Origin of the sequence: Bradyrhizobium lablabi, from assembly GCF_018129385.1 — a bacterium.
GTDB lineage: Bacteria > Pseudomonadota > Alphaproteobacteria > Rhizobiales > Xanthobacteraceae > Bradyrhizobium > Bradyrhizobium lablabi_C.
Map to the genome: position 1 here is coordinate 134,922 of NZ_JAFCLN010000002.1, position 18,638 is coordinate 153,559.

The following is an 18,638-nucleotide window of genomic DNA, read 5'->3' on the forward strand; positions in this document are numbered from 1 at the left end:
GGCATGAAACACAGGGTAACCGCACGTCACTGGACATCACCGTTCCCACGCGCTAACCACCGGAAAATCTGACGTATTCCCAGCTGCCTTGATGAAGGTCCCCGATGAGTTCGATCGATCCCACCGCGCGGATTGAAGACGGCGCAGTGATCGGCGAGGGGACCACGATCGGGCCCTATTGCGTGATTGGCAGCAATGCCGTGATTGGCGAGGCTTGCACGCTGACCGCTCATGTCACCGTCAGCGGCCACACGCGCATCGGCGCCAATTGCGTGATTTCGCCGTTCGCGGCGCTTGGCGGCCCGCCGCAGGATCTCAGCTATCGCGGCGAGTCGACGCGGCTCGAGATCGGCTCCGGCTGCACCATCCGCGAAGGCGTCACCATGAACATCGGTACCGTCAAGGGCGGCGGGCTGACACGCGTCGGCGACAACGGCTACTTCATGAACAACAGCCATGTCGGCCATGACTGCACGGTCGGCAACAACGTGATCTTCGCGACGTCGGCGACGCTGGGCGGCCACGTCGAAGTCGGCGACTTCGTCTATATCGGCGGCCTTTCTGCCGTGCATCAATTCACGCGGATCGGGCCGCAGGTGATGGTGGGCGGTGTCTGTGGCGTACGCGGCGATGTGATCCCGTTCGGGCTCGTCAACGGCCAGTACGCGGCCCTCGAAGGCCTCAACATCATCGGCATGAAACGCCGCAAGTTCACGCGCGAGCGGCTCGCGACCGTCCGTGCGTTCTATCAAAGACTGTTTCATGGCCCCGGCATCTTTGCCGAACGGCTCGAGGCGGCGCAGCCGATGGCGAAGGACGATCCGGCGATTGCTGAAATCCTTACCTTCATCGGTGACGGCAAGCACCGTCCGTTGTGTCTTCCGGCCGGCGACGGGCATTGAATGCAGGGACGGCCGCAATCATGACCTCAGCGGCTTCGGACATTACGGCGCCGGTAGGCATCGTCGCGGGCGGCGGTGCGATGCCGTTTGCGGTCGCCGACTCGCTCAGCTCACGCGGCCTCTCAGCGGTGATCTTTGCACTCAAGGGCGCCTGTGATCCCGACCGCGTCGCGCGTTTCCGTCACCACTGGATCGCAGTCGGCCAACTCGGCAAGGCCACGAAATTGTTCCGCAGCGAGGGGTGCCGCGATCTTATTTTCATCGGCAGCCTGGCGCGGCCGGCGCTTTCGGAAATCAGGTTGGACTGGGGAACCCTGCGCGCGATGCCTCATGTCCTGTCGGCGTTTCGCGGCGGCGACGATCATCTGTTGTCCGGCATCGGCCGCATCCTCGAGCAGGACGGCTTTCGCATGGTTGGCGTCAAGGACGTTGCGCCCGATCTGTTGATGCCGGAAGGGGCGATGAGCCGCGCCGCGCCGGATGGTAGCGCCGCGGCCGATATCGCACGCGGGCGCGAAGTACTGGGCGTGCTCGGCCCATTCGACATAGGCCAGGCTGCGGTTGTCATCGACGGCCATGTGGTGGCGGTGGAGGACATCGAGGGCACCGACGGCCTGCTGGCCCGCGTGGCACGGCTTCGCGCCGAGGGACGCATCCGCGCCAAGAGCGGCCGCGGCGTGCTGGTGAAGGTGCCCAAGCGCGGCCAGGACCTTCGCTTCGATCTGCCGACGGTCGGGCCGAACACGGTGGAGGGCGCCGCGAAAGCCGGGCTCGCCGGCATTGCGATCGCCGCCGGCAATACGATCGTCGCGGAGCCGCAGGCCATGATCGAGGCTGCCGACAAGGCCGGCCTGTTCATTATGGGCGTGCCGACATGACGGCGGCGCGCGCCATTCCCGGGCGAAAGGTTTTCCTGATCGCCACGGAGGAGTCCGGCGATCGGCTGGGCGCCAACCTGATGAAGGTGCTGCGCCAGCGGCTCGGCGGCGCAGTCCAGTTCGACGGTATCGGCGGCCGCGCGATGGCGCGCGAGGGGCTCACCTCGCGCTTTCCGATCGAGGAACTTTCCATTATCGGGCTTGCTGCGGTCGTGAAGCAATTGCCGATGATCCTGCGGCGGATCAGGGAGACGGCGGAGGCGGTGATCGCGGCCGAGCCGGATGTCCTCGTCATCATCGACAGCCCGGACTTCAATCTCCGCGTGGCAAAGCGCGTCCGCGCCCGCGCGCCGCTGATTCCGATCGTCGACTACGTCTCGCCGACGGTGTGGGCGTGGCGGCCCGGGCGGGCGCGGGCGATGCTGCCCTATATCGATCACGTGCTGGCGCTCCTGCCGTTCGAGCCGGCCGCCTATGAGCGCCTGCGCGGCCCGCCTTGCAGCTATGTCGGCCACCCCCTGGTCGAGCAGATCGGCCAGCTCCGCCCCAACGCTGACGAGCAGAGGCGACGGGACGAGAGCCCGCCGGTGCTCCTGGTGCTGCCCGGCAGCCGGCGCAGCGAGATCCGTCATCACATGACGACGTTCGGCGTCACGCTGTCCCGCCTCCAGGCGTCAGGCGTCGCGTTCGAGGCGGTGCTGCCGACGATGCCGCATCTCGAAGAGGCCGTCAGGGCGGCGCTGAAGGTCTGGAAGGTGCAGCCGCGCGTCGTGATCGGCGAGCAGGAGAAGCGCGCAGCGTTCCGGATCGCGCATGCGGCGCTCGCCAAGTCCGGCACCGTGACGCTGGAACTGGCGCTGGCGGGCGTGCCGATGGTGACGGCCTATCGCACTGGCGCGATGGAAGCCTTCATCCTCCAGCGGGCGATCAAGGTGAACTCGGTGATCCTGGCGAACCTCGTGATCGGGGAGAACGTCATCCCGGAATTCCTGCAACGGGACTGCACCGCTGCGAAGCTGGCGCCGGCGGTGCGCGAGATCATCGAGCCGACGGAGGCGCGGCGGAAGCAGGTCGAGGCGTTCGCCCGGCTCGATTCCCTCATGTCGACCGGCAACCAGCCGCCGAGCGTACGCGCTGCCGACATCGTGCTGGCCGAGATGCGCAAGCAGCGGCGCTGAAAGGCGAAAGCCGGATGCGGTGGTTGCATCCGGCTTTCGTGTATCGTTCAAAGCGAGGTCGCTTACTTCCGCTTGTCCATCGCGACATAGTCGCGGCGGCCGACGCCGGTGTAGAGCTGGCGCGGGCGGCCGATCTTCTGCTGCGGGTCCTCGATCATCTCGCTCCACTGGCTGATCCAGCCGACGGTGCGGGCGACCGCGAACAGCACGGTGAACATCGAGGTCGGGAAGCCCATCGCCTTCAGCGTGATGCCCGAATAGAAGTCGACGTTCGGATAGAGCTTGCGGTCGATGAAATACTGATCGTTGAGCGCGATCTTCTCCAGCTCCAGCGCCACCTTGAGCATGGGATCGTCGCCGTGCCCGGTCTCCTTCAGCACCGCGTGACACATCTTCTGCATGATCTTGGCGCGCGGATCGTAGTTCTTGTAGACGCGATGGCCGAAGCCCATCAGGCGGACTTCGCTGTTCTTGTCCTTCACCTTGGCGATGAACTCGGGAATCTTGTCGACCGAGCCGATCTCGGCGAGCATCGCGAGCGCGGCCTCGTTGGCGCCGCCATGCGCAGGGCCCCACAGGCAGGCGATGCCGGCGGCGATGCAGGCGAACGGGTTGGCGCCGGAGGAGCCGGCGATGCGCACCGTCGAGGTCGAGGCGTTCTGCTCGTGGTCGGCGTGCAGGATGAAGATCTTGTCGAGCGCGTCGGCCAGCACCGGGTTGATCTTGTATTCCTCGCACGGCACCGCAAAGCACATGTGCAGGAAGTTTTCCGCAAACGACAGCGAGTTCTTCGGATACATGAAGGGCTGGCCGATGGTGTACTTGTAGGCCATCGCCGCCAGCGTCGGGATCTTGGCGATCATCCGCATCGAGGCGATCATGCGCTGCTGCGGATCGTTGATATCGGTGGAGTCGTGATAGAACGCCGCCAGCGCGCCGACGCAACCGACCATGACGGCCATCGGATGGGCGTCGCGGCGGAAACCCTGGAAGAAGCGGGCCATCTGCTCGTGAACCATGGTGTGATGGGTCACGCGGCTGTCAAAATCCTTCTTCTGGGCGGCGGTCGGCAGTTCCCCGTAAAGCAGCAGATAGCAGGTTTCGAGGAAGTCGCCGTGCTCGGCGAGCTGCTCGATCGGATAGCCGCGGTATTCGAGAACGCCGGCATCGCCGTCGATATAGGTGATCTTGGACTGGCAGCTTCCAGTGGAGGTGAACCCGGGATCGTAGGTGAACATCCCGGCCTGGGCGTAAAGCTTGGCGATATCGATGACGTCGGGCCCGACGGTGCCGCTCAGGATCGGGAAATCGTAGGTCTTGTTACCGACCGTGAGCGTGGCTGTTTTGGTGCTGGATTTTGCGTCCATCGTTGTAGTCCCCGATGAAATCGTTGCGAAAACCGGGCTGGCTGGATGCCTTCTCGATGGAGATGGCGAGGCAGAGCCGGATTGTCTAGAAGGCGGCGGAAAAGGGGTAGCTTATTGCCCTGTGCGCTGCAAGATGGACCCAAGTAGGGTGCCTTGCGATGGCTGCGGAGCTAAGGCGGAGCGGCCTGATCGCCCAACCGGGCGAGGCATTCGTCCCGTCCGAGCACGGCCAAAACCTCGAAAATGCCAGGCGATGTCGTGCGCCCCGTGACCGCTGCCCGCAGCGGCTGGGCGACGGCGCCAAGCTTGAGATTATTTTCCTCCGCGAAATTCCGCATGGCGGTTTCGGTCGTCTCGGTGCTCCACGGCGAGACCTTCTCCAGCGCCTGTTTGAGCCGGCCGATCAGTTCGCGCGCTTCCGGCGTCAATAGTGCCGCCGCCTTCGCATCGATCTCGAGCGGCCGGTCGGCGAAGATGAAATAGGAGCCGGCGATCAGTTCCAAAAGCGTCTTGGCGCGCTCCTTCAGGCTCGGCATTGCCTGTAGCAATTGCGCGCGTGTCCGCTCGTTGAGCTTTGGCTTTAGTTCGGCGCCCTCAGGGACATAATCCAGTATCTGCTCGAACTGGGTCACGAGGGATTGATCGTCCGCGTGGCGGATATAGTGGCCGTTGAGGTTTTCCAGCTTGGCGAAATCGAACCGCGCCGCCGAACGGCCAATCCCGGAGAGGTCGAAGGCGTCGATCATCTCCTGGGTGGAAAATATCTCCTGGTCGCCATGGCTCCAGCCGAGGCGGACGAGATAATTGCGCAGCGCCGCCGGCAGATAGCCCATGGCGCGGTAGGCGTCGACGCCGAGCGCGCCATGGCGTTTCGACAGCTTCGAGCCGTCGGGCCCGTGGATCAGCGGGATGTGCGACATGCTCGGGATGTCCCACCCCAGCGCATCGTAGATCTGCTTCTGGCGCGCGGCATTAATCAGATGATCGTCGCCGCGGATCACATGGGTGACGCCCATGTCGTGGTCGTCGACGACGACGGCGAGCATGTAGGTCGGGGTGCCGTCCCCGCGCAGCAGGACGAGGTCGTCGAGGTTCTCGTTCTGCCAGACCACGCGGCCCTGCACCTGGTCCTCGATCACGGTCTCGCCAGTCTGCGGGGCTTTCAGGCGGATCGTCGGTTTCATGCCGGCTGGCGCGGTTGCGGGATCGCGGTCGCGCCACATGCCGTCGTAGAGGCGCGTGCGGCCCTCGGCGCGGGCCTTCTCGCGCATCGCCGTGAGCTCCTCCGGCGTGGCGTAGCAATGGTAAGCCTTGCCGTCGGCGAGCAGGGATTCGGCGACCTCGCGGTGGCGGGCGGCGCGGCTGAACTGGTAGATCACTTCGCCGTCCCAATCGAGCTCCAGCCATTTCAGCCCGTCGAGGATCGCTGCGATGGCGGCCTCCGTCGAGCGCTCCCGGTCGGTATCCTCGATCCGAAGCAGCATCTTGCCGCCCAGCTTCTTGGCGTAAAGCCAATTGAACAGCGCCGTGCGCGCGCCTCCGATGTGGAGGAAGCCGGTCGGCGAGGGGGCAAAGCGCGTGACGATGGGAGAGGTCATTCGAGGCTGAAGAAACCAGGTAGGGGATTTGGGCGTCCGTGTATCATAGGCTTGGGAGAGTTTGCCAATGCTAATCCAGGTCGTTCATAGCCACCCGCTTGAGGACAGCTACAACCACGCTCTGTTCAAGACCATCGTCGAGACGCTCGAACGGCGGCACGAGGTGATCGCGACCGATCTCTACCGCGAGCAGTTCTCGCCTGCCATGACCGAAGCGGAGCGGCGCAGCTATTATGAGGGGCACTACGCCGAGGAGGGCGTATCGCGCCTGATCGGGCAATTGCGGCGGGCGGACGGAATCATCTTCTGCTTTCCGCATTGGTGGTTCTCGATGCCTGCCATGCTCAAGGGTTATTTCGACCGTGTCTGGGCGCCCGGAACCGCGTTCACCCACGATCTGGCGGGCGGGCGTATCAAACCCCATTTGATCAACATCCGTCTGTTCGGCGTCGTGACGACTTATGGCTCGGCATGGTGGCTCACCCGCATCGTGATGCAGGATCCCGGCCGTAAGGTGCTGTTTCGCGCCCTCAAGCCGATGTGTGGTCCCGCCGTGCAGTCGTTCTACCTGGCCCACTATGATATGGACCGCTCGACGCCGGCCTCCCGGAATGCCTTCATGGAGCGGGTGCGAGCCAAGGTCTCCAGCCTCTGAACGGGGGATGTCGCGGGGCTTGGCTGGCGGGGCCGAATTTGGCAGAAGGGCCCCAGACAGGAACCCGGAATGACCACTGAAACGGTAACGGCAGAGGCGGGGCGCGATTTTATTCGCGACATCGTCCAGGCCGATCTCGACTCCAAGAAGCACAGCCGGATCGTGACCCGATTTCCGCCGGAGCCGAACGGCTACCTGCATATCGGACACGCCAAGTCGATCGCGCTCAATTTCGGCATCGCGCAGGAATTTGCCGGCCAGTGCAACCTGCGCTTCGACGACACCAACCCGACCAAGGAAGAGCAGGAATATATCGACTCGATCCAGGCCGACGTGCACTGGCTCGGCTACGACTGGGGCAAGAACCTCTTTTACGCCTCCGACTATTTCGAGCGGCTCTACGAATGGGCGGAGGGGCTGATCAAGGCCGGCCACGCCTATGTCGACGACCAGACCCAGGAAGAAATCCGCACCTCGCGCGGCACGCTGACCGAGCCGGGCAAGAACTCGCCGTTCCGCGACCGCTCGGTGGAGGAGAACCTCGACCTGTTCCGCCGCATGAAGGCCGGCGAATTCCCGAACGGCACGCGCGTGCTGCGGGCGAAGATCGACATGGCCGCGGGCAACATCAACCTGCGCGACCCCGTGCTCTACCGCATCCTGCATGCGCATCATCCGCGCACCGGCGATAATTGGTCGATCTATCCGAGCTACGACTACGCGCACGGTCAGTCGGACGCCATCGAAGGCATCACCCATTCGATCTGCACGCTGGAGTTCGAGGATCACCGGCCGCTGTACGAGTGGCTGCTGGACAAGTTGCCGGTGCCGTCGAAGCCGCGGCAGTACGAAATGGCGCGGCTGAACCTGACCTACACGCTGCTGTCCAAGCGCGTATTGACCCAGCTCGTGCGCGACGGCCATGTCGCCGGCTGGGACGATCCGCGCATGCCGACGATCGCCGGATTGAAGCGCCGCGGCGTGCCGCCGGCGGCGGTGAGGGAATTCATCAAGCGCATCGGCGTCGCCAAAGCCAACAGCGTCGTCGATGTCGGGATGCTGGAATTCTGCATCCGCGAGCACCTCAACAAGTCCGCGCTGCGGCGAATGGCGGTGCTGCGACCGCTCAAGGTGGTTCTCGAAAATTACCCGGAAGGCCAGAGCGAGGAACTCGAGGCCGTCAATCACCCTGACGATCCCGCCGCCGGCACCCGCAAGATCAAGTTCGGCCGCGAACTCTATATCGAGCAGGACGATTTCATGGAGAACCCGCCGAAGAAATTCTTCCGGCTGTCGCCGGGCAATGAGGTGCGGCTGCGTTACGCCTATTTCATCAAGTGCCGCGAGGCGATCAAGAACGCGGCCGGCGAGATCGTTGAACTGCGCTGCACCTATGATCCCGCGACCAAGGGCGGCAACGCGCCCGACGGCCGCAAGGTGAAGGCGACGATGCACTGGCTCTCCGCCGAGCACTCGATCCCAGCGGAAATCCGCATCTACAACCAGCTCTTCTCGAAGCCGAACCCTGATGCCTCCAACTTCGCCGCCGACCTCAACCCGGAGTCGCTGGAGATCCTGAAGGACGCCCGGATCGAGCCGGCGATTGCGGAAGCCAATTCGCCGGAGCCGATGCAGTTCGAGCGGCAGGGCTATTTTACGCGCGATCCGGATTCGACGTCGGAGCGCTTGGTATTCAACCGCACCATTGGTCTGCGCGATACGTTTGCGAAGGAAGTCAGCGGCAAGGGGTAGGGGAATCGGATGGGGAGCACGGCCGAAGACATTGCCTCCGGCGTGATGGCGAAATGGACGGCCGCGTTCAGCAAGCTGGACGCCGATGCGCTCTCCTCGCTGTATTCGAAGCACGCGCTGTTCTTCGGATCGAATCCAAACCTTTATCGGGGCAGGGACGGCGTTGCGTCCTATTTTCGGGGATTGCCGCGATGGCAGTCGCAGTCGGTTCGGTTCACCGAAGTGGTGGCCGAGCAGGTGAATGCCGATCTCGTCAACTTCGCCGGTATTGCGCATTTTGCTTTTGACGGCGATACGCTCTCGGTCAAGATGACCTGGGTGATCGGCCGCGAGGATTTTGACTGGAAGATCGTCAGCCATCACGCCTCGTCGAAGGCGCCGTTGATCTAGCGCGGCACGCCCTGCCGGTTCGTCGTCCCTGCGGGAGCCACACTCTATCGTTGCCAACGGCCGTCATTCCCCGCCACCGGGTCTCGCCTTCGGCGAGCCCGATGACAAGCTCCGGCGGGGAATCCAGTACGCCGCGGCCTCTCGACTCTATCGCTGCTGCCTCTGGAATACTGGATCCCCGCCTTCGCGGGGATGACGACTGAATGTGTGTTCTCGTTCTCGCGACATCATCTGCCCGAGCTTTTCAATTTCATTGTCCCTCCGTAGCATAGAGGGCGCAGGGAATGCCGGGTGCGCGCTGCACCCGCGGTCTCGTGTGCCTGATGCGCAAGCAAAAAAAGCGCACACGAGCATACAGGTGAGCGGAGAACACTCCGACATCCCCTGCGCAATGGCTTTACGGCTTACTTCGTGCTCTTCCCGGTGGAGCGGGCTTGTTGTCACCGTCGCTGGCGGAATGACTCCCGCCAACTTGACGCCAGCATCGCGGCGTCAGAACCACACGACTTCGCCGTACGCTTTGGCGTTTTCGTCTGGTGAGGATTCACCACGCCAAAGCGTCCACCGCATCTCACCCCAACGTTCAGTGACGACGGCCGACGCCCCTCCTCGGGGATGAGGTGGCTCTGTTATAATTCTGATTTTCAGAATTGGCAAGCGAAATATTTTGCTCGGCGATCTGGACAGCTCAAATCACCTTGATCCGCTTACCGAAATTGGTTTTTACGCGCAGGCGTCCGCGACCCGGAACCGGCCGTCACTGACTGCGCACGATGGGAAAATCCGCCTCAAAGGGGTCGGCAGGGAAGAGGTAGTGGTCTGTGAGATAGACAGCGCCGAACGACAGCGCGAAGCCCAACGCGACAGCCAACGCGGTGGGAACAACGAACTCAAGTGCAATCACTTTTCTGGTCATCGCAGATACTCGCCATGACCTACCCCGCGGGGAGAACATCACTTTCCGCGGATTCGGGGAAGTTGTTTGCGCGATCATCCACAATCAAATCACAGGCGAAATTTCTCTCGGTTTGCAAGCGGCGGTCTTTTACCTTGTCACTCCAGCGGAATGCTGGCGGCGTCGGGCAGATGCGCGTGATCGGCAGGCGCGGATTTGGAGGCCAGCAACGGCTCACCTCCCAACGCATGGTAATGCTCGAGATATTTTTCAGCCATTCGCTTCGAGGTGAACCTGTTTTCGAACTGAGCGCGCACCCGGCGTCGGTCAAGCTGAGCAAGGCGCCGAACGGCTTCGACGGCTTCATCTTCTCCGGACACGACGTAGCCGGATATTCCCTCATCGATGACTTCGGGTACCGACCCTGACCTGTAGGCGATGACCGGCGTGCCGCAAGCCATTGCTTCGATCATGACGAGGCCGAAGGGTTCGGGCCAGTCGATCGGAAACAGCAATGCTGCGGCGCCCGCCAGAAATTGCTGCTTTTTTTCGTCGTTGACCTCTCCGGTAAGCTGAACCTGGGTTCCGTCCACTTGCGGTTCAAGGCGCTCGCGAAAATAGGTTCGTTCACCCCGCGGCACCTTTGCCGCAATTCGCAGCGGCATTCCCGCCCTTCGCGCAATGCGAATGGCGTCCTCAGGTCCTTTTTCCGCAGTGAGCCGGCCGAGGAAGGCGAGGTAGGAACCTCTCTCGTGGGCGGGGCGAAACAGGTCGGGCGGCAGGCCATGATAGACCGTGCCGATCCAGTTGGCCTCGCGCAAGGGAATGCGCTGGTTATCCGATATCGATACGAAGGGAGCATCGGGGAAACGGCCGATCATTTCGGGGAAGCCCGGCAAATCCTGGCGGCCGTGACACGTGGTCAGGAAGGGGACACCGAGCCGGCTGAACAGCGGCAGATGGACCCAATCGATGTGGGAGTGGAGGACTTCGAACTCGCCGGCCATGCGCGCCACCTCCTCCAATAGCGCGGCTTGCACTGCCACCGGATCGGTGCGGGGCCGGCCCAGCCGGAGCGCCCGTGGCCACACCGACTTCAATTGAGCTCGCGTTCCGGAGTCGCCGCTGGCGAAGAGGGTGACCTCGTGGCCCATGTCAATGAGTTCGTCGACCAGCCATGCCACGACGCGCTCGGTGCCGCCGTAGAGCTTCGGAGGTACGCTTTCCGCCAAAGGGGAAACCTGTGCAATTCGCATCCGCCTTCTCCGTCGAGATCAGATTTTACCATCCTTTGCTCAGTGCTTTGCGGATCACCGTTCAGACGGCGATCCGCTCATAGCTGATCAGAAGATCGAGCCAGTCTTCCAGCAGGCGGCTCATCAGAAATTTCTCGCGCACGCTTTCCTTTGCCCGCGAGCCGAGTTGTTCGCGAAGGCGGGCATCCTTCAACAGTTGAACTATTCTTGCGGCGGCCTCGTCGGGACTATTGACCAGGAAGCCGTTCCACCCATCCTCGATCTGATGCCGGATACCGCCTACATTGCCGCCGATGACGGCGGCGCCCTTCCACATCGCTTCGGTGACGGTGAGACCGAAACCTTCGCGGGTGGATTTCTGCAAAATCACTGCGGACCTGCGCTGTAGCGCGTTGACCAGAACGGGATCGTCTACCGCGAGCACGATTACGGATTCATCAGCCGCGCGCTTGACCGCCTCGAGAACGGCAGCGCCCTCAGGATCGTCGGAGGCGCTGCTGCCGATCAGCACGAGCCGGCAGTCGACCTGTTGCCGGGCGAGCCGAAACGCCTGGATGACGCCCAGCGGATCCTTCCATCGATCGAACCGCGAGATCTGGGTTACGAGCGGACGGTCCGTCGGAATACCGTGACCGGAGAGGCACCGCTCGACCTGCGCATCCGACAGCTCGCAATTCTTTGGAGAGAAGGGATCGATGGCCGGACGCACGAAATGCTGGCTCACCGCGAAATCCTGGGCGTACTCCGGCAGCGAGAATATCGCGCCGTCATACTGCTCGGCGAAGTTACGCAGATAGGCCAGTGTCGGCCCAAATGGCTGCGAAAGATCGACATGGCATTGCCACAGCCAGGGCATCTCGCGATCGGAAAAATGCGAAATCAAAGGCAATGGCTGCGGGTCGTGCACGATCACTGCATCGCAATCGTCGAGGTGAATCCTCGTTGCATTCTCGAACACGACCTCTTCGTAGACGGCGCGTTCGGTGTCCGAGAAATCGACGTCCTCGCCTTGCAAGCCGTTATGAAGCTTCTTGGTGCCGGCAAAGAAACCCGGCGTGCCCTGGATCAGATGCCAATCGGTCTCGATCCCCATGGCATTCTGCATCAGCGTCAACGGTGTAAGCAGCTCGGTCACGCCGCCGCCGTAGAATGTCGAACTCACATGCGCAATACGCATCGTACGAACGCGATCGGCCTTCCTGCTTATCCGTTCGAGCGACGACGCGCCGATCAATGGCTCATAGTGCTCGAGCGAATGCAGGCCGAGCGTCGACTGCGCAACAACGGAGCTGTGCAAGGGCATCGAACTGCCTCCTTCCGGGAATATGGATTGCCGATATTTCCCACCCCGCAATAAGTCTGAACGAGGACTGAAGTTGCGTTCATGCGCCCGCTGCTTTGGTCGGCCGTTTTGATGAATAGTCGTTCATTGGGGCACACTGGCTGCCGCTGCCCAATCCACCATCACTGCGCCGCTCCCAAAGCTCCCGGTCTTTGTGAAGGGAGGGCGAAGCGATGCCTTGTGGTTATGGGTTCGCCTGGCGCACTTCCCGCGAAACCGTAACTCGCTCGAGTGGAGATCGGAGCGATTGCGATCACGCCCAGGGATCAAACCCTGCGCTGGGTGAGACGGGAAAGAGATATCTGTCTGTCGGATAGACGGCGCTCACAGAGAGCCCGATACCGAGCGCGATGGCTAACGCGGTTGAAAAAACGAACTGGATCGTAATCACTTTTCTGGTCATCGCAGATACTCGCCATGACCTACCCCCGCGGGAAGAACATCACCTTCCGCGGTTTGCGCGATCATCCACAATCTATTCCACAATGCAAAACCCTCGCCGACCGGGAGGAGGGCGAGGGTCTTTGCAGGTGGATGGCGCGAGGCCGGGAAAACCCGGGTGTCGCGCCAAGGACCCGCGGGAAATCAAAAGCGCGTTAGATGTATTCCCGCAAGTTGATTTTGTGAGCAACTAGCGTCGAACTGTATACGACGACTTGCGTTGAGCCCCGGTGCAGTCAGCCGCCGTTGCAGGGCGTCTGGCCCGGATCGTGCTTTTAGAAGAACACAAAACGGAGCACGCCATGAAATGGGATATCCTTGCCATCAGCGGTGGGCTGATCGCTTTCGGAACCGTTGTCTGGACGTTCTGGGGCAATCCCGAGACCGTGACACGCGCGCAACCGGTTCACCAGGAACTGGCGGCGGATCCCGATCTGAAGCTGATTTCCGAGCGCAGCCCCTACATGCGGACCGAGCGTTGACCTCATCGCAGCGGCGGATCGCGCGAGGAGTTCGCTTCGAGTTGGTCGACGAGCTGATCGACGGGAAAGAGATATCTGTCTGTCAGATAGACGGCGCTCACAGAGAGCGCGATACCGAGCGCGATGGCTAACGCGGTTGGAACAACGAACTCAAGCGTGATGACATTTTCGGTCACGGCTGATACTCCGCTATGACCTACCCCAAGAGTCAGTAAGAACAGGTTTCATTGAGTCGGGGAACGCAAAAACATCCCATGGTTGAAAAGCGTGCTCACGCGTGGCAAAGCGGTGACACTACGCATGCCGCGCTTATCAAAGGACACACCGTCTGATCTGCCTGACGGCCGCGGGCAGCACGACCGGGAACTGGGGCATCCCTAAAGTTGCCCGAATCACGATCGCATTTTGCGTCCATCGACGCGGCGGCGCCGATGGCTTCCAGAGCCTTCGCCCCATCGCGGCTTAACCTCAACCCCTGACTCGGGATGGGGCGATCTGCTCGGAGCCAACGACGAAACTAATCACCGTTGGGCGGAGACAGGTCATGGGTGAAGCTGCGACAGTGTTTTGGTACGCGCAAATAGCCAAGAAACCCGCTGATGGTGCCAGGCTCGGCGGAAGAGACCGGAAATTCGAAAGCGTCGAGAACGCCGCGGCGTTCGTCATGGAGAAGCTTTCGGCGACAGAGCGCGCAACCTCGATGATCATGACGGGTAGCCGCTCGATCTATTCAACGGATATAAGGGGTATCTACGAGGGCCTGAAAGCGGGAAAAGGCCGGGACTGAAAGCAGGGAGATGGTCAGCCTCCAATTTGCCGTGCCGGCCGTCCTGGCCGCCGCTGTTGCGGCGGGGTGTATCACCTATCTCCTTATCCCGGCCGCGCCTCCGCCGGTCGAAACCCATCAGCGGACGCCGCTGACCGCGATCAATGTGACGGACCGCCCCGACCCCGGGACGCCGCCGAACATTCAGCAGCCACCGGTCAAAGGTCACATCGACAAAGAAGCGTTCGAGCGCGCCGCAGAGGCTATCCTCAGGCGCGCGCAGAATGCGACGGCGTCCGCCGTTGACGCCAAGCCGACGCCGGTCATCACCGGCCCTGTGCCCTTGCCGAGGCCGCGCCCGATCCCGCGCCACTAACTCGGCGAACGCGTCATATTCCACATCCGTTGTGCCAGTGACGCCGGATATCTCGTGCCAGCGCGAATGTTTGCGACATGTCCTGCTACTATGGCGTTAATTTTATAGAACTGCAACCGTGATGCAATAATGCAACACACCATCTCTTTCCCTTCCTGCAACCTGCAATTTGCTGCCGTCTTTGGACGGGCGAAATAATGTTCCCGCGGAAGGGAGATTTCAGAATGAGTGTGATTATTCGAATTTGTGTGTTGGTTTCGGCAAGCCTTCTCAATTTCGCGGTTTATGCGCAGACTCTGGAAGAACTTCCGGTTGCGAAAGACATTCCGAAAGCCCAGACAGTGCCGGCGGATGGTGAATTCGACGTTCGCGGTATCACGCTTGGAATGACGTATTCCGAAGTCGAGCAAGTTCTACAGAAACTCGGATCGAAGGATCCCCAGGCTCAGATATACAATCTGCAAATCAAGGATAACAAAGGCAACACGGCGGGATTCAAGCTTCGCCAGAGTTTGCAAGGCTCGGCGATAACCGGCGTCGATGGCGCCAGGGAAAACCTCGCCGTCTATTTCACAACGCGCCTGAACGAAGTCCGGGCCTATCGGGTCACTCGAAATTTGATCTATGACTCCGATGCCACGCGGGCAAATCTTGCTGACCTCATCAGCAGCATCAAGAAAAAGTACGGTCAGCCGTCCTTCGAGGACCTACAGACCTTTCCAGCCCAGATGTCGTATGTGTGGTTTCGAGGGAAGCGGGTGGCATTCCCTGAAAACGATCCGCGCAGGCGCCGCGCTTCATACGGTAACGAGGGCACGCCCGAGGGATGCTTGAGGCTGTCCAACTACGGACTCCGGTATCAATTCGAAGAGCGCCGCAACGACCAGTTTGACGGGTGTGATGCCGTCATGTTCTTCAGGGTGAGTTCGGCCAGCAACAATCGAGCGCTGGTATATTCTCTCGATGTCGAGATGGTCGATAAGACCCGCTTCATGGAGAATGCGCGGGCCACCGACAAATGGCTGATGGACGAGATCAATCGCAAGGCGAGTTCGCAGGCGCCCCGCACCGGGCCTGCGTTATAAGCCGATGATACCGTGTCGAGGTTGCATCGATCTCGACAGGGTGAGGCCGCTCAGAGGCCGTACCACAGCTCGCGACTGACGGACGAGAAGCAGGTCCCTCGTTCGGATAGGTCGTCAGGTTGTCCCCGATCCGTTCCACTATCTGGCACGGAGTCGTTCCGCTAGCCTCGCAGCCTGGTGACGTCGCAGGGTGCAGTTGGGTGGCGGAGCAGGGGGAGACGCCGGGTGGGAGGCGCGGCTATGCCGGGACATGGCCGCCGCGCGCTGCCGCGCAGGCGGGCGGCTACGTGCCCGCCGGATTCAGCCTGTGGCCTTCCATCGTCACGACGCTGCGCGACTGGGTGCGGGCCGAGGCCGGGCCCGGGCGGCTGTTGCCGTGGGTGCCGGTCGCGTTCGGTACGGGGATCGCGCTCTATTTTGCGGCCGAGCATGAGCCGGTGCTTTGGGTCGCCGCGGTCACGGCGATCGTGTTCTGCACAGCGGCGTTTCTGCTGCGGCGGCAAAAGGCGTTTCCGGTTGCGGTGATGATGGCCGCCGTGGCGGCAGGCTTTGCCGTCGCGACCTGGAAGACGGCGCGGGTGGCCCATGGCGTGCTGGCGCGGCCGATCTACTCCGTTGCGCTGACCGGTTTTGTCGAGACGCGCGACATCCGCGAGCGCACCGACCGCTTTGTGCTGCGGGTGGTGAGCATGGAAAGCCCGCGCGGCGAGATGAGGCTGGAGCGCGTACGGCTGTCGGTGAAGAAGGGCACGGCGCCCGCGGTCGGCAGCTTTGTCGAGTTGAAGGCGCGGCTACAGCCGCCGCCCGGGCCGCAGCGGCCGGGCAGCTATGATTTTGGCCGCGACATGTATTTTGCCGGGATCGGCGCGTCCGGCTTCGTAATGGGCGCGATCAAGGCGGCCGATCCACCCGGCGATGGCGGATGGCGGCTGCGCTACTCCGCCTTCATGCAGGGGCTGCGCGATACGATCGATGCGCGAATTCGCAACGTGCTGGAGGGCGACAAGCGCGCGATTGCGACGGCGCTGCTGACCGGGCGGCGCGATGCGATTTCGGAGCCGGTCAACGATGCGATGTTCGTCTCCGGCCTCGGGCACGTGTTGTCGATCTCGGGCTATCACATGGCCGTGGTCGCTGGCGTGGTGTTCTTCGCGGTACGGGCGCTGCTGGCGCTGATCCCGGCGCTGACGGTGAGTTTTGCGATCAAGAAATGGTCGGCGGTGGCGGCGCTGTTTGCCGCCGCCTTCTATCTGTTGCTGTCGGGCGCGGAGGTCGCAACGCAAAGATCGTTCTTCATGACGGCGGTGGTGCTGATCGCGGTCATGGTCGACCGCCGCGCGGTGACGTTCCGCACGCTCGCGGTGGCGGCAATGATCGTGCTGGCGATCGCGCCGGAAGCGCTGGTGCATCCGAGTTTTCAGATGTCGTTCGCGGCAACGCTCGGCCTCGTCGCATTGGTGCAGATCGGCATGCCAAAGCTGTTTGCCTCCCCCGATCATTCGGCGACCGCGCGCGTTGCGCTGTGGGGCGGACGGGAATTTACGATGCTGCTGCTGGCTTCGCTGGTGGCCGGGCTGGCGACCACGCCCTATGCGGCGTTTCATTTCCATCGCATCGCGCCCTATGGCGTGCTCGCCAATCTGGCGGCAATGCCGGTGGTATCGGCGCTGGTGATGCCGGCGGGCCTGCTCGGGCTTGCCGCGATGCCGTTCGGCTTTGACGGGTTTTTCTGGTGGCTGATGGGGCTCGGCATCGACTGGATGATCACGGTGGCGCAATGGGTGGCGGCGCTGCCCGGCGCGGTGGGGCGGATGGCGGCGTTCGGAATGGTGCCGTTGATCCTCGCCAGCCTCGGCATCATCGTGATGGGGCTGTTGCGCACCCCGCTGCGCTGGTCGGGGGCGGTGGCGCTGACGTTGGCCGTGCTGTGGGCAGCCAGCGCGCCGAAGCCGGACATCCTGATCTCCGGCGACGGCCGCAACGTCGCGGTCCGCGGCAAGGACGGGCGGCTGCACCTGATGCGCAGCGGCAAGGATGCGTTTCTGACCCGGAATTGGCTGGCGGCCGATGCCGACGCGCGCCTTGCCGCCGATGCCTCGCTGTTAGAAGGCGTTTCCTGCGACGGCAGCGGCTGCGTGACGGAAGCCGCAGGCGGCGGCCTGGTGGCGCTGGCGCTGCGGCCCGACGCGCTGCCGGACGATTGCGCGCGCACCGCGCTGATCGTCACACGGCAGACGCCGGCCGGCTGCGCTGCCTACGTGATCGATGCCGAGCGGCTCAAGCGGCAGGGCGCGCTGGCGCTGCGACGGACGCGCGAGGGATTTGCGGTGGACGCCGTGAGGCCCGGCGGGATCGACCGGCCATGGTCGCGGGCGAGCGGAGGTGAGGGCGAAATGGAAACAAACATCCGCACGCCGCGTACGTCACCGCGCGCGGTGGATGCAACGCCGTCGGAAGCAGATTTGCAATCCGACGACTAGCCGTTACTCGCTGCGCGGCGGTGCCAGGTCGAAAGCCCCGAGGTGATACTCATCCTCAGAGGCGCCCGCCGCGGGCAGCATCACCAATGTGAACTGGGCTTCCGGGTACCGCCGCCAGATCGCGAGATCGGCGTCGGTCACCGTCAGCCAGCCAAAACGAAACATATACCGGCCGGGCTCTGTTACGTGCCCGACCTTCTGCCATGTCACCTTGTCGACCACGGAGCCTGTCCCCTTTAGGACTGACCGTGTGCCTGGACGATCCTCTCAGGATCCCCTTAGCCCATGAAGAGCGACGTTGCGGCGGGCCGCTCGACGACTTCTGCGCGCTCGGGCAGCGGCTGGGTTACCGGCATCTGGAGCACGGTGGCCCGCTGTCCCTCACACAATTGCGTCAGCAGCACGTGGCTGCCGTCCGGAAACTCGATCGCGTCATGGTGACGGTCCGGAATGTGCGCATCGATCTGATTGAACTTCCCGACGCGATAGTCGGTGGTCCGGGTCCAGATCCAGCGGTTGTCGTATTTGACCTCTTCGGCAAACGCGAGCTCTGTGCCCGGAAGCAGGCATACCGCAACGTTCGGATCGCTTTCGGAGGCAAAGCCGCGGGTCGAAGTGCCGCGGAAGGTTGTAGTTATCAGCGTCTCGCCAACCTTGGCGGGACGGTTTGCGACGGCTTGCAGACTGTAGTCACACATCGGATGTGCTCCCTCGTTCGAGATAGCCAACCCGCGAACTCTGTCTTTGGGCACGATCCTTTCCGGAAAACCGGTGTCCACTTTTTCGGATCATGCC

Annotated in this window: 19 protein-coding genes; 11 read left to right on the forward strand and 8 right to left on the reverse strand. The window is 62.7% G+C overall.

The genetic code is table 11. The annotated features are described in order from the left end of the window. Nucleotides 1-104 precede the first annotated feature (104 nt). Genes lpxA through lpxB form a run of 3 tightly spaced genes read left to right on the forward strand, consistent with a single transcriptional unit; the run spans nucleotide 105 to nucleotide 2,958 of the window. A complete protein-coding gene (lpxA, locus tag JQ628_RS04135) occupies nucleotides 105-902 on the forward strand; it encodes an acyl-ACP--UDP-N-acetylglucosamine O-acyltransferase (RefSeq protein ID WP_212219712.1) in 798 nt (265 codons plus the stop codon). A 20-nt stretch (nucleotides 903-922) separates the two neighbouring features. Next, nucleotides 923-1,780, forward strand: coding sequence for an LpxI family protein (locus JQ628_RS04140; protein WP_212219715.1), 858 nt, complete (start codon nucleotides 923-925; stop codon nucleotides 1,778-1,780). Continuing rightward, nucleotides 1,777-2,958: a lipid-A-disaccharide synthase gene (lpxB, locus tag JQ628_RS04145; RefSeq protein ID WP_212219718.1), complete on the forward strand. Its 1,182-nt coding sequence runs from the start codon at nucleotides 1,777-1,779 to the stop codon at nucleotides 2,956-2,958. Before JQ628_RS04140 ends, lpxB begins: the two co-directional genes overlap by 4 nt. Before the next feature lie 62 nt (nucleotides 2,959-3,020). Here the strand turns inward: lpxB and gltA are convergent, their stop codons facing one another. Both gltA and gltX read right to left on the reverse strand, forming a co-directional pair. After that, nucleotides 3,021-4,325, reverse strand: a complete 1,305-nt coding sequence (gltA, locus tag JQ628_RS04150; protein ID WP_212219721.1) for a citrate synthase — start codon at nucleotides 4,323-4,325, stop codon at nucleotides 3,021-3,023. Between the two features lie 170 nt (nucleotides 4,326-4,495). Beyond that, nucleotides 4,496-5,923, reverse strand: coding sequence for a glutamate--tRNA ligase (gene gltX / locus JQ628_RS04155; protein WP_212219724.1), 1,428 nt, complete (start codon nucleotides 5,921-5,923; stop codon nucleotides 4,496-4,498). Nucleotides 5,924-5,990: 67 nt separating this feature from the next. Between gltX and JQ628_RS04160 the strand changes: the two genes are divergently transcribed. The 3 genes from JQ628_RS04160 (at nucleotide 5,991) to JQ628_RS04170 (ending at nucleotide 8,720) form a co-directional block, all read left to right on the forward strand. Then, complete coding sequence (locus JQ628_RS04160) at nucleotides 5,991-6,578, forward strand: NAD(P)H-dependent oxidoreductase (protein WP_212219727.1); 588 nt, start codon at nucleotides 5,991-5,993, stop codon at nucleotides 6,576-6,578. A 69-nt stretch (nucleotides 6,579-6,647) separates the two neighbouring features. Beyond that, nucleotides 6,648-8,330: a glutamine--tRNA ligase/YqeY domain fusion protein gene (locus JQ628_RS04165; RefSeq protein WP_212219730.1), complete on the forward strand. Its 1,683-nt coding sequence runs from the start codon at nucleotides 6,648-6,650 to the stop codon at nucleotides 8,328-8,330. Between the two features lie 9 nt (nucleotides 8,331-8,339). Next, nucleotides 8,340-8,720 (forward strand): nuclear transport factor 2 family protein, encoded by a 381-nt coding sequence (locus JQ628_RS04170; protein ID WP_212219733.1) that lies wholly within the window; start codon nucleotides 8,340-8,342, stop codon nucleotides 8,718-8,720. 757 nt (nucleotides 8,721-9,477) lie between these two features. Here the strand turns inward: JQ628_RS04170 and JQ628_RS04175 are convergent. The 3 genes from JQ628_RS04175 to JQ628_RS04185 all read right to left on the reverse strand — a co-directional run bounded on the left by JQ628_RS04175 (nucleotide 9,478) and on the right by JQ628_RS04185 (nucleotide 12,174). Next, entirely contained in the window at nucleotides 9,478-9,636 is a 159-nt protein-coding gene (locus JQ628_RS04175; RefSeq protein ID WP_212219734.1) for a hypothetical protein, read from the reverse strand. A 137-nt stretch (nucleotides 9,637-9,773) separates the two neighbouring features. Next, nucleotides 9,774-10,871 carry a glycosyltransferase family 4 protein gene (locus tag JQ628_RS04180; RefSeq protein WP_212219737.1) on the reverse strand — a complete coding sequence of 366 codons (1,098 nt, stop codon included), beginning with the start codon at nucleotides 10,869-10,871 and terminating at the stop codon, nucleotides 9,774-9,776. 61 nt (nucleotides 10,872-10,932) lie between these two features. Beyond that, entirely contained in the window at nucleotides 10,933-12,174 is a 1,242-nt protein-coding gene (locus JQ628_RS04185; RefSeq protein WP_212219740.1) for a glycosyltransferase, read from the reverse strand. A 782-nt stretch (nucleotides 12,175-12,956) separates the two neighbouring features. On the opposite strand from JQ628_RS04185, the gene JQ628_RS04190 reads away from it, so the two are divergent. Beyond that, on the forward strand, nucleotides 12,957-13,136 hold the full coding sequence (locus JQ628_RS04190; RefSeq protein WP_212219743.1) for a hypothetical protein: 180 nt from the start codon (nucleotides 12,957-12,959) through the stop codon (nucleotides 13,134-13,136). A 2-nt stretch (nucleotides 13,137-13,138) separates the two neighbouring features. Here the strand turns inward: JQ628_RS04190 and JQ628_RS04195 are convergent, their stop codons facing one another. Further along, on the reverse strand, nucleotides 13,139-13,312 hold the full coding sequence (locus tag JQ628_RS04195) for a hypothetical protein (protein WP_212219745.1): 174 nt from the start codon (nucleotides 13,310-13,312) through the stop codon (nucleotides 13,139-13,141). A gap of 368 nt (nucleotides 13,313-13,680) precedes the next feature. Between JQ628_RS04195 and JQ628_RS04200 the strand changes: the two genes are divergently transcribed. The 4 genes from JQ628_RS04200 (at nucleotide 13,681) to JQ628_RS04215 (ending at nucleotide 17,843) form a co-directional block, all read left to right on the forward strand. After that, a complete protein-coding gene (locus JQ628_RS04200) occupies nucleotides 13,681-13,923 on the forward strand; it encodes a hypothetical protein (protein WP_212219748.1) in 243 nt (80 codons plus the stop codon). A 10-nt stretch (nucleotides 13,924-13,933) separates the two neighbouring features. Continuing rightward, nucleotides 13,934-14,278 carry a hypothetical protein gene (locus tag JQ628_RS04205; RefSeq protein ID WP_212219751.1) on the forward strand — a complete coding sequence of 115 codons (345 nt, stop codon included), beginning with the start codon at nucleotides 13,934-13,936 and terminating at the stop codon, nucleotides 14,276-14,278. A gap of 224 nt (nucleotides 14,279-14,502) precedes the next feature. Beyond that, the gene (locus tag JQ628_RS04210; protein ID WP_212219754.1) at nucleotides 14,503-15,363 is read left to right on the forward strand and encodes a hypothetical protein; all 861 of its coding nucleotides are present in this window, start codon (nucleotides 14,503-14,505) and stop codon (nucleotides 15,361-15,363) included. A gap of 200 nt (nucleotides 15,364-15,563) precedes the next feature. Continuing rightward, entirely contained in the window at nucleotides 15,564-17,843 is a 2,280-nt protein-coding gene (locus tag JQ628_RS04215; RefSeq protein ID WP_212219757.1) for a ComEC/Rec2 family competence protein, read from the forward strand. Nucleotides 17,844-17,846: 3 nt separating this feature from the next. On the opposite strand, the gene JQ628_RS04220 is transcribed toward JQ628_RS04215, so the two are convergent. Both JQ628_RS04220 and JQ628_RS04225 read right to left on the reverse strand, forming a co-directional pair. After that, a complete protein-coding gene (locus tag JQ628_RS04220; RefSeq protein WP_212219760.1) occupies nucleotides 17,847-18,065 on the reverse strand; it encodes a hypothetical protein in 219 nt (72 codons plus the stop codon). Nucleotides 18,066-18,121: 56 nt separating this feature from the next. Next, the gene (locus tag JQ628_RS04225) at nucleotides 18,122-18,541 is read right to left on the reverse strand and encodes a hypothetical protein (RefSeq protein WP_212219763.1); all 420 of its coding nucleotides are present in this window, start codon (nucleotides 18,539-18,541) and stop codon (nucleotides 18,122-18,124) included. Nucleotides 18,542-18,638: the final 97 nt, after the last annotated feature.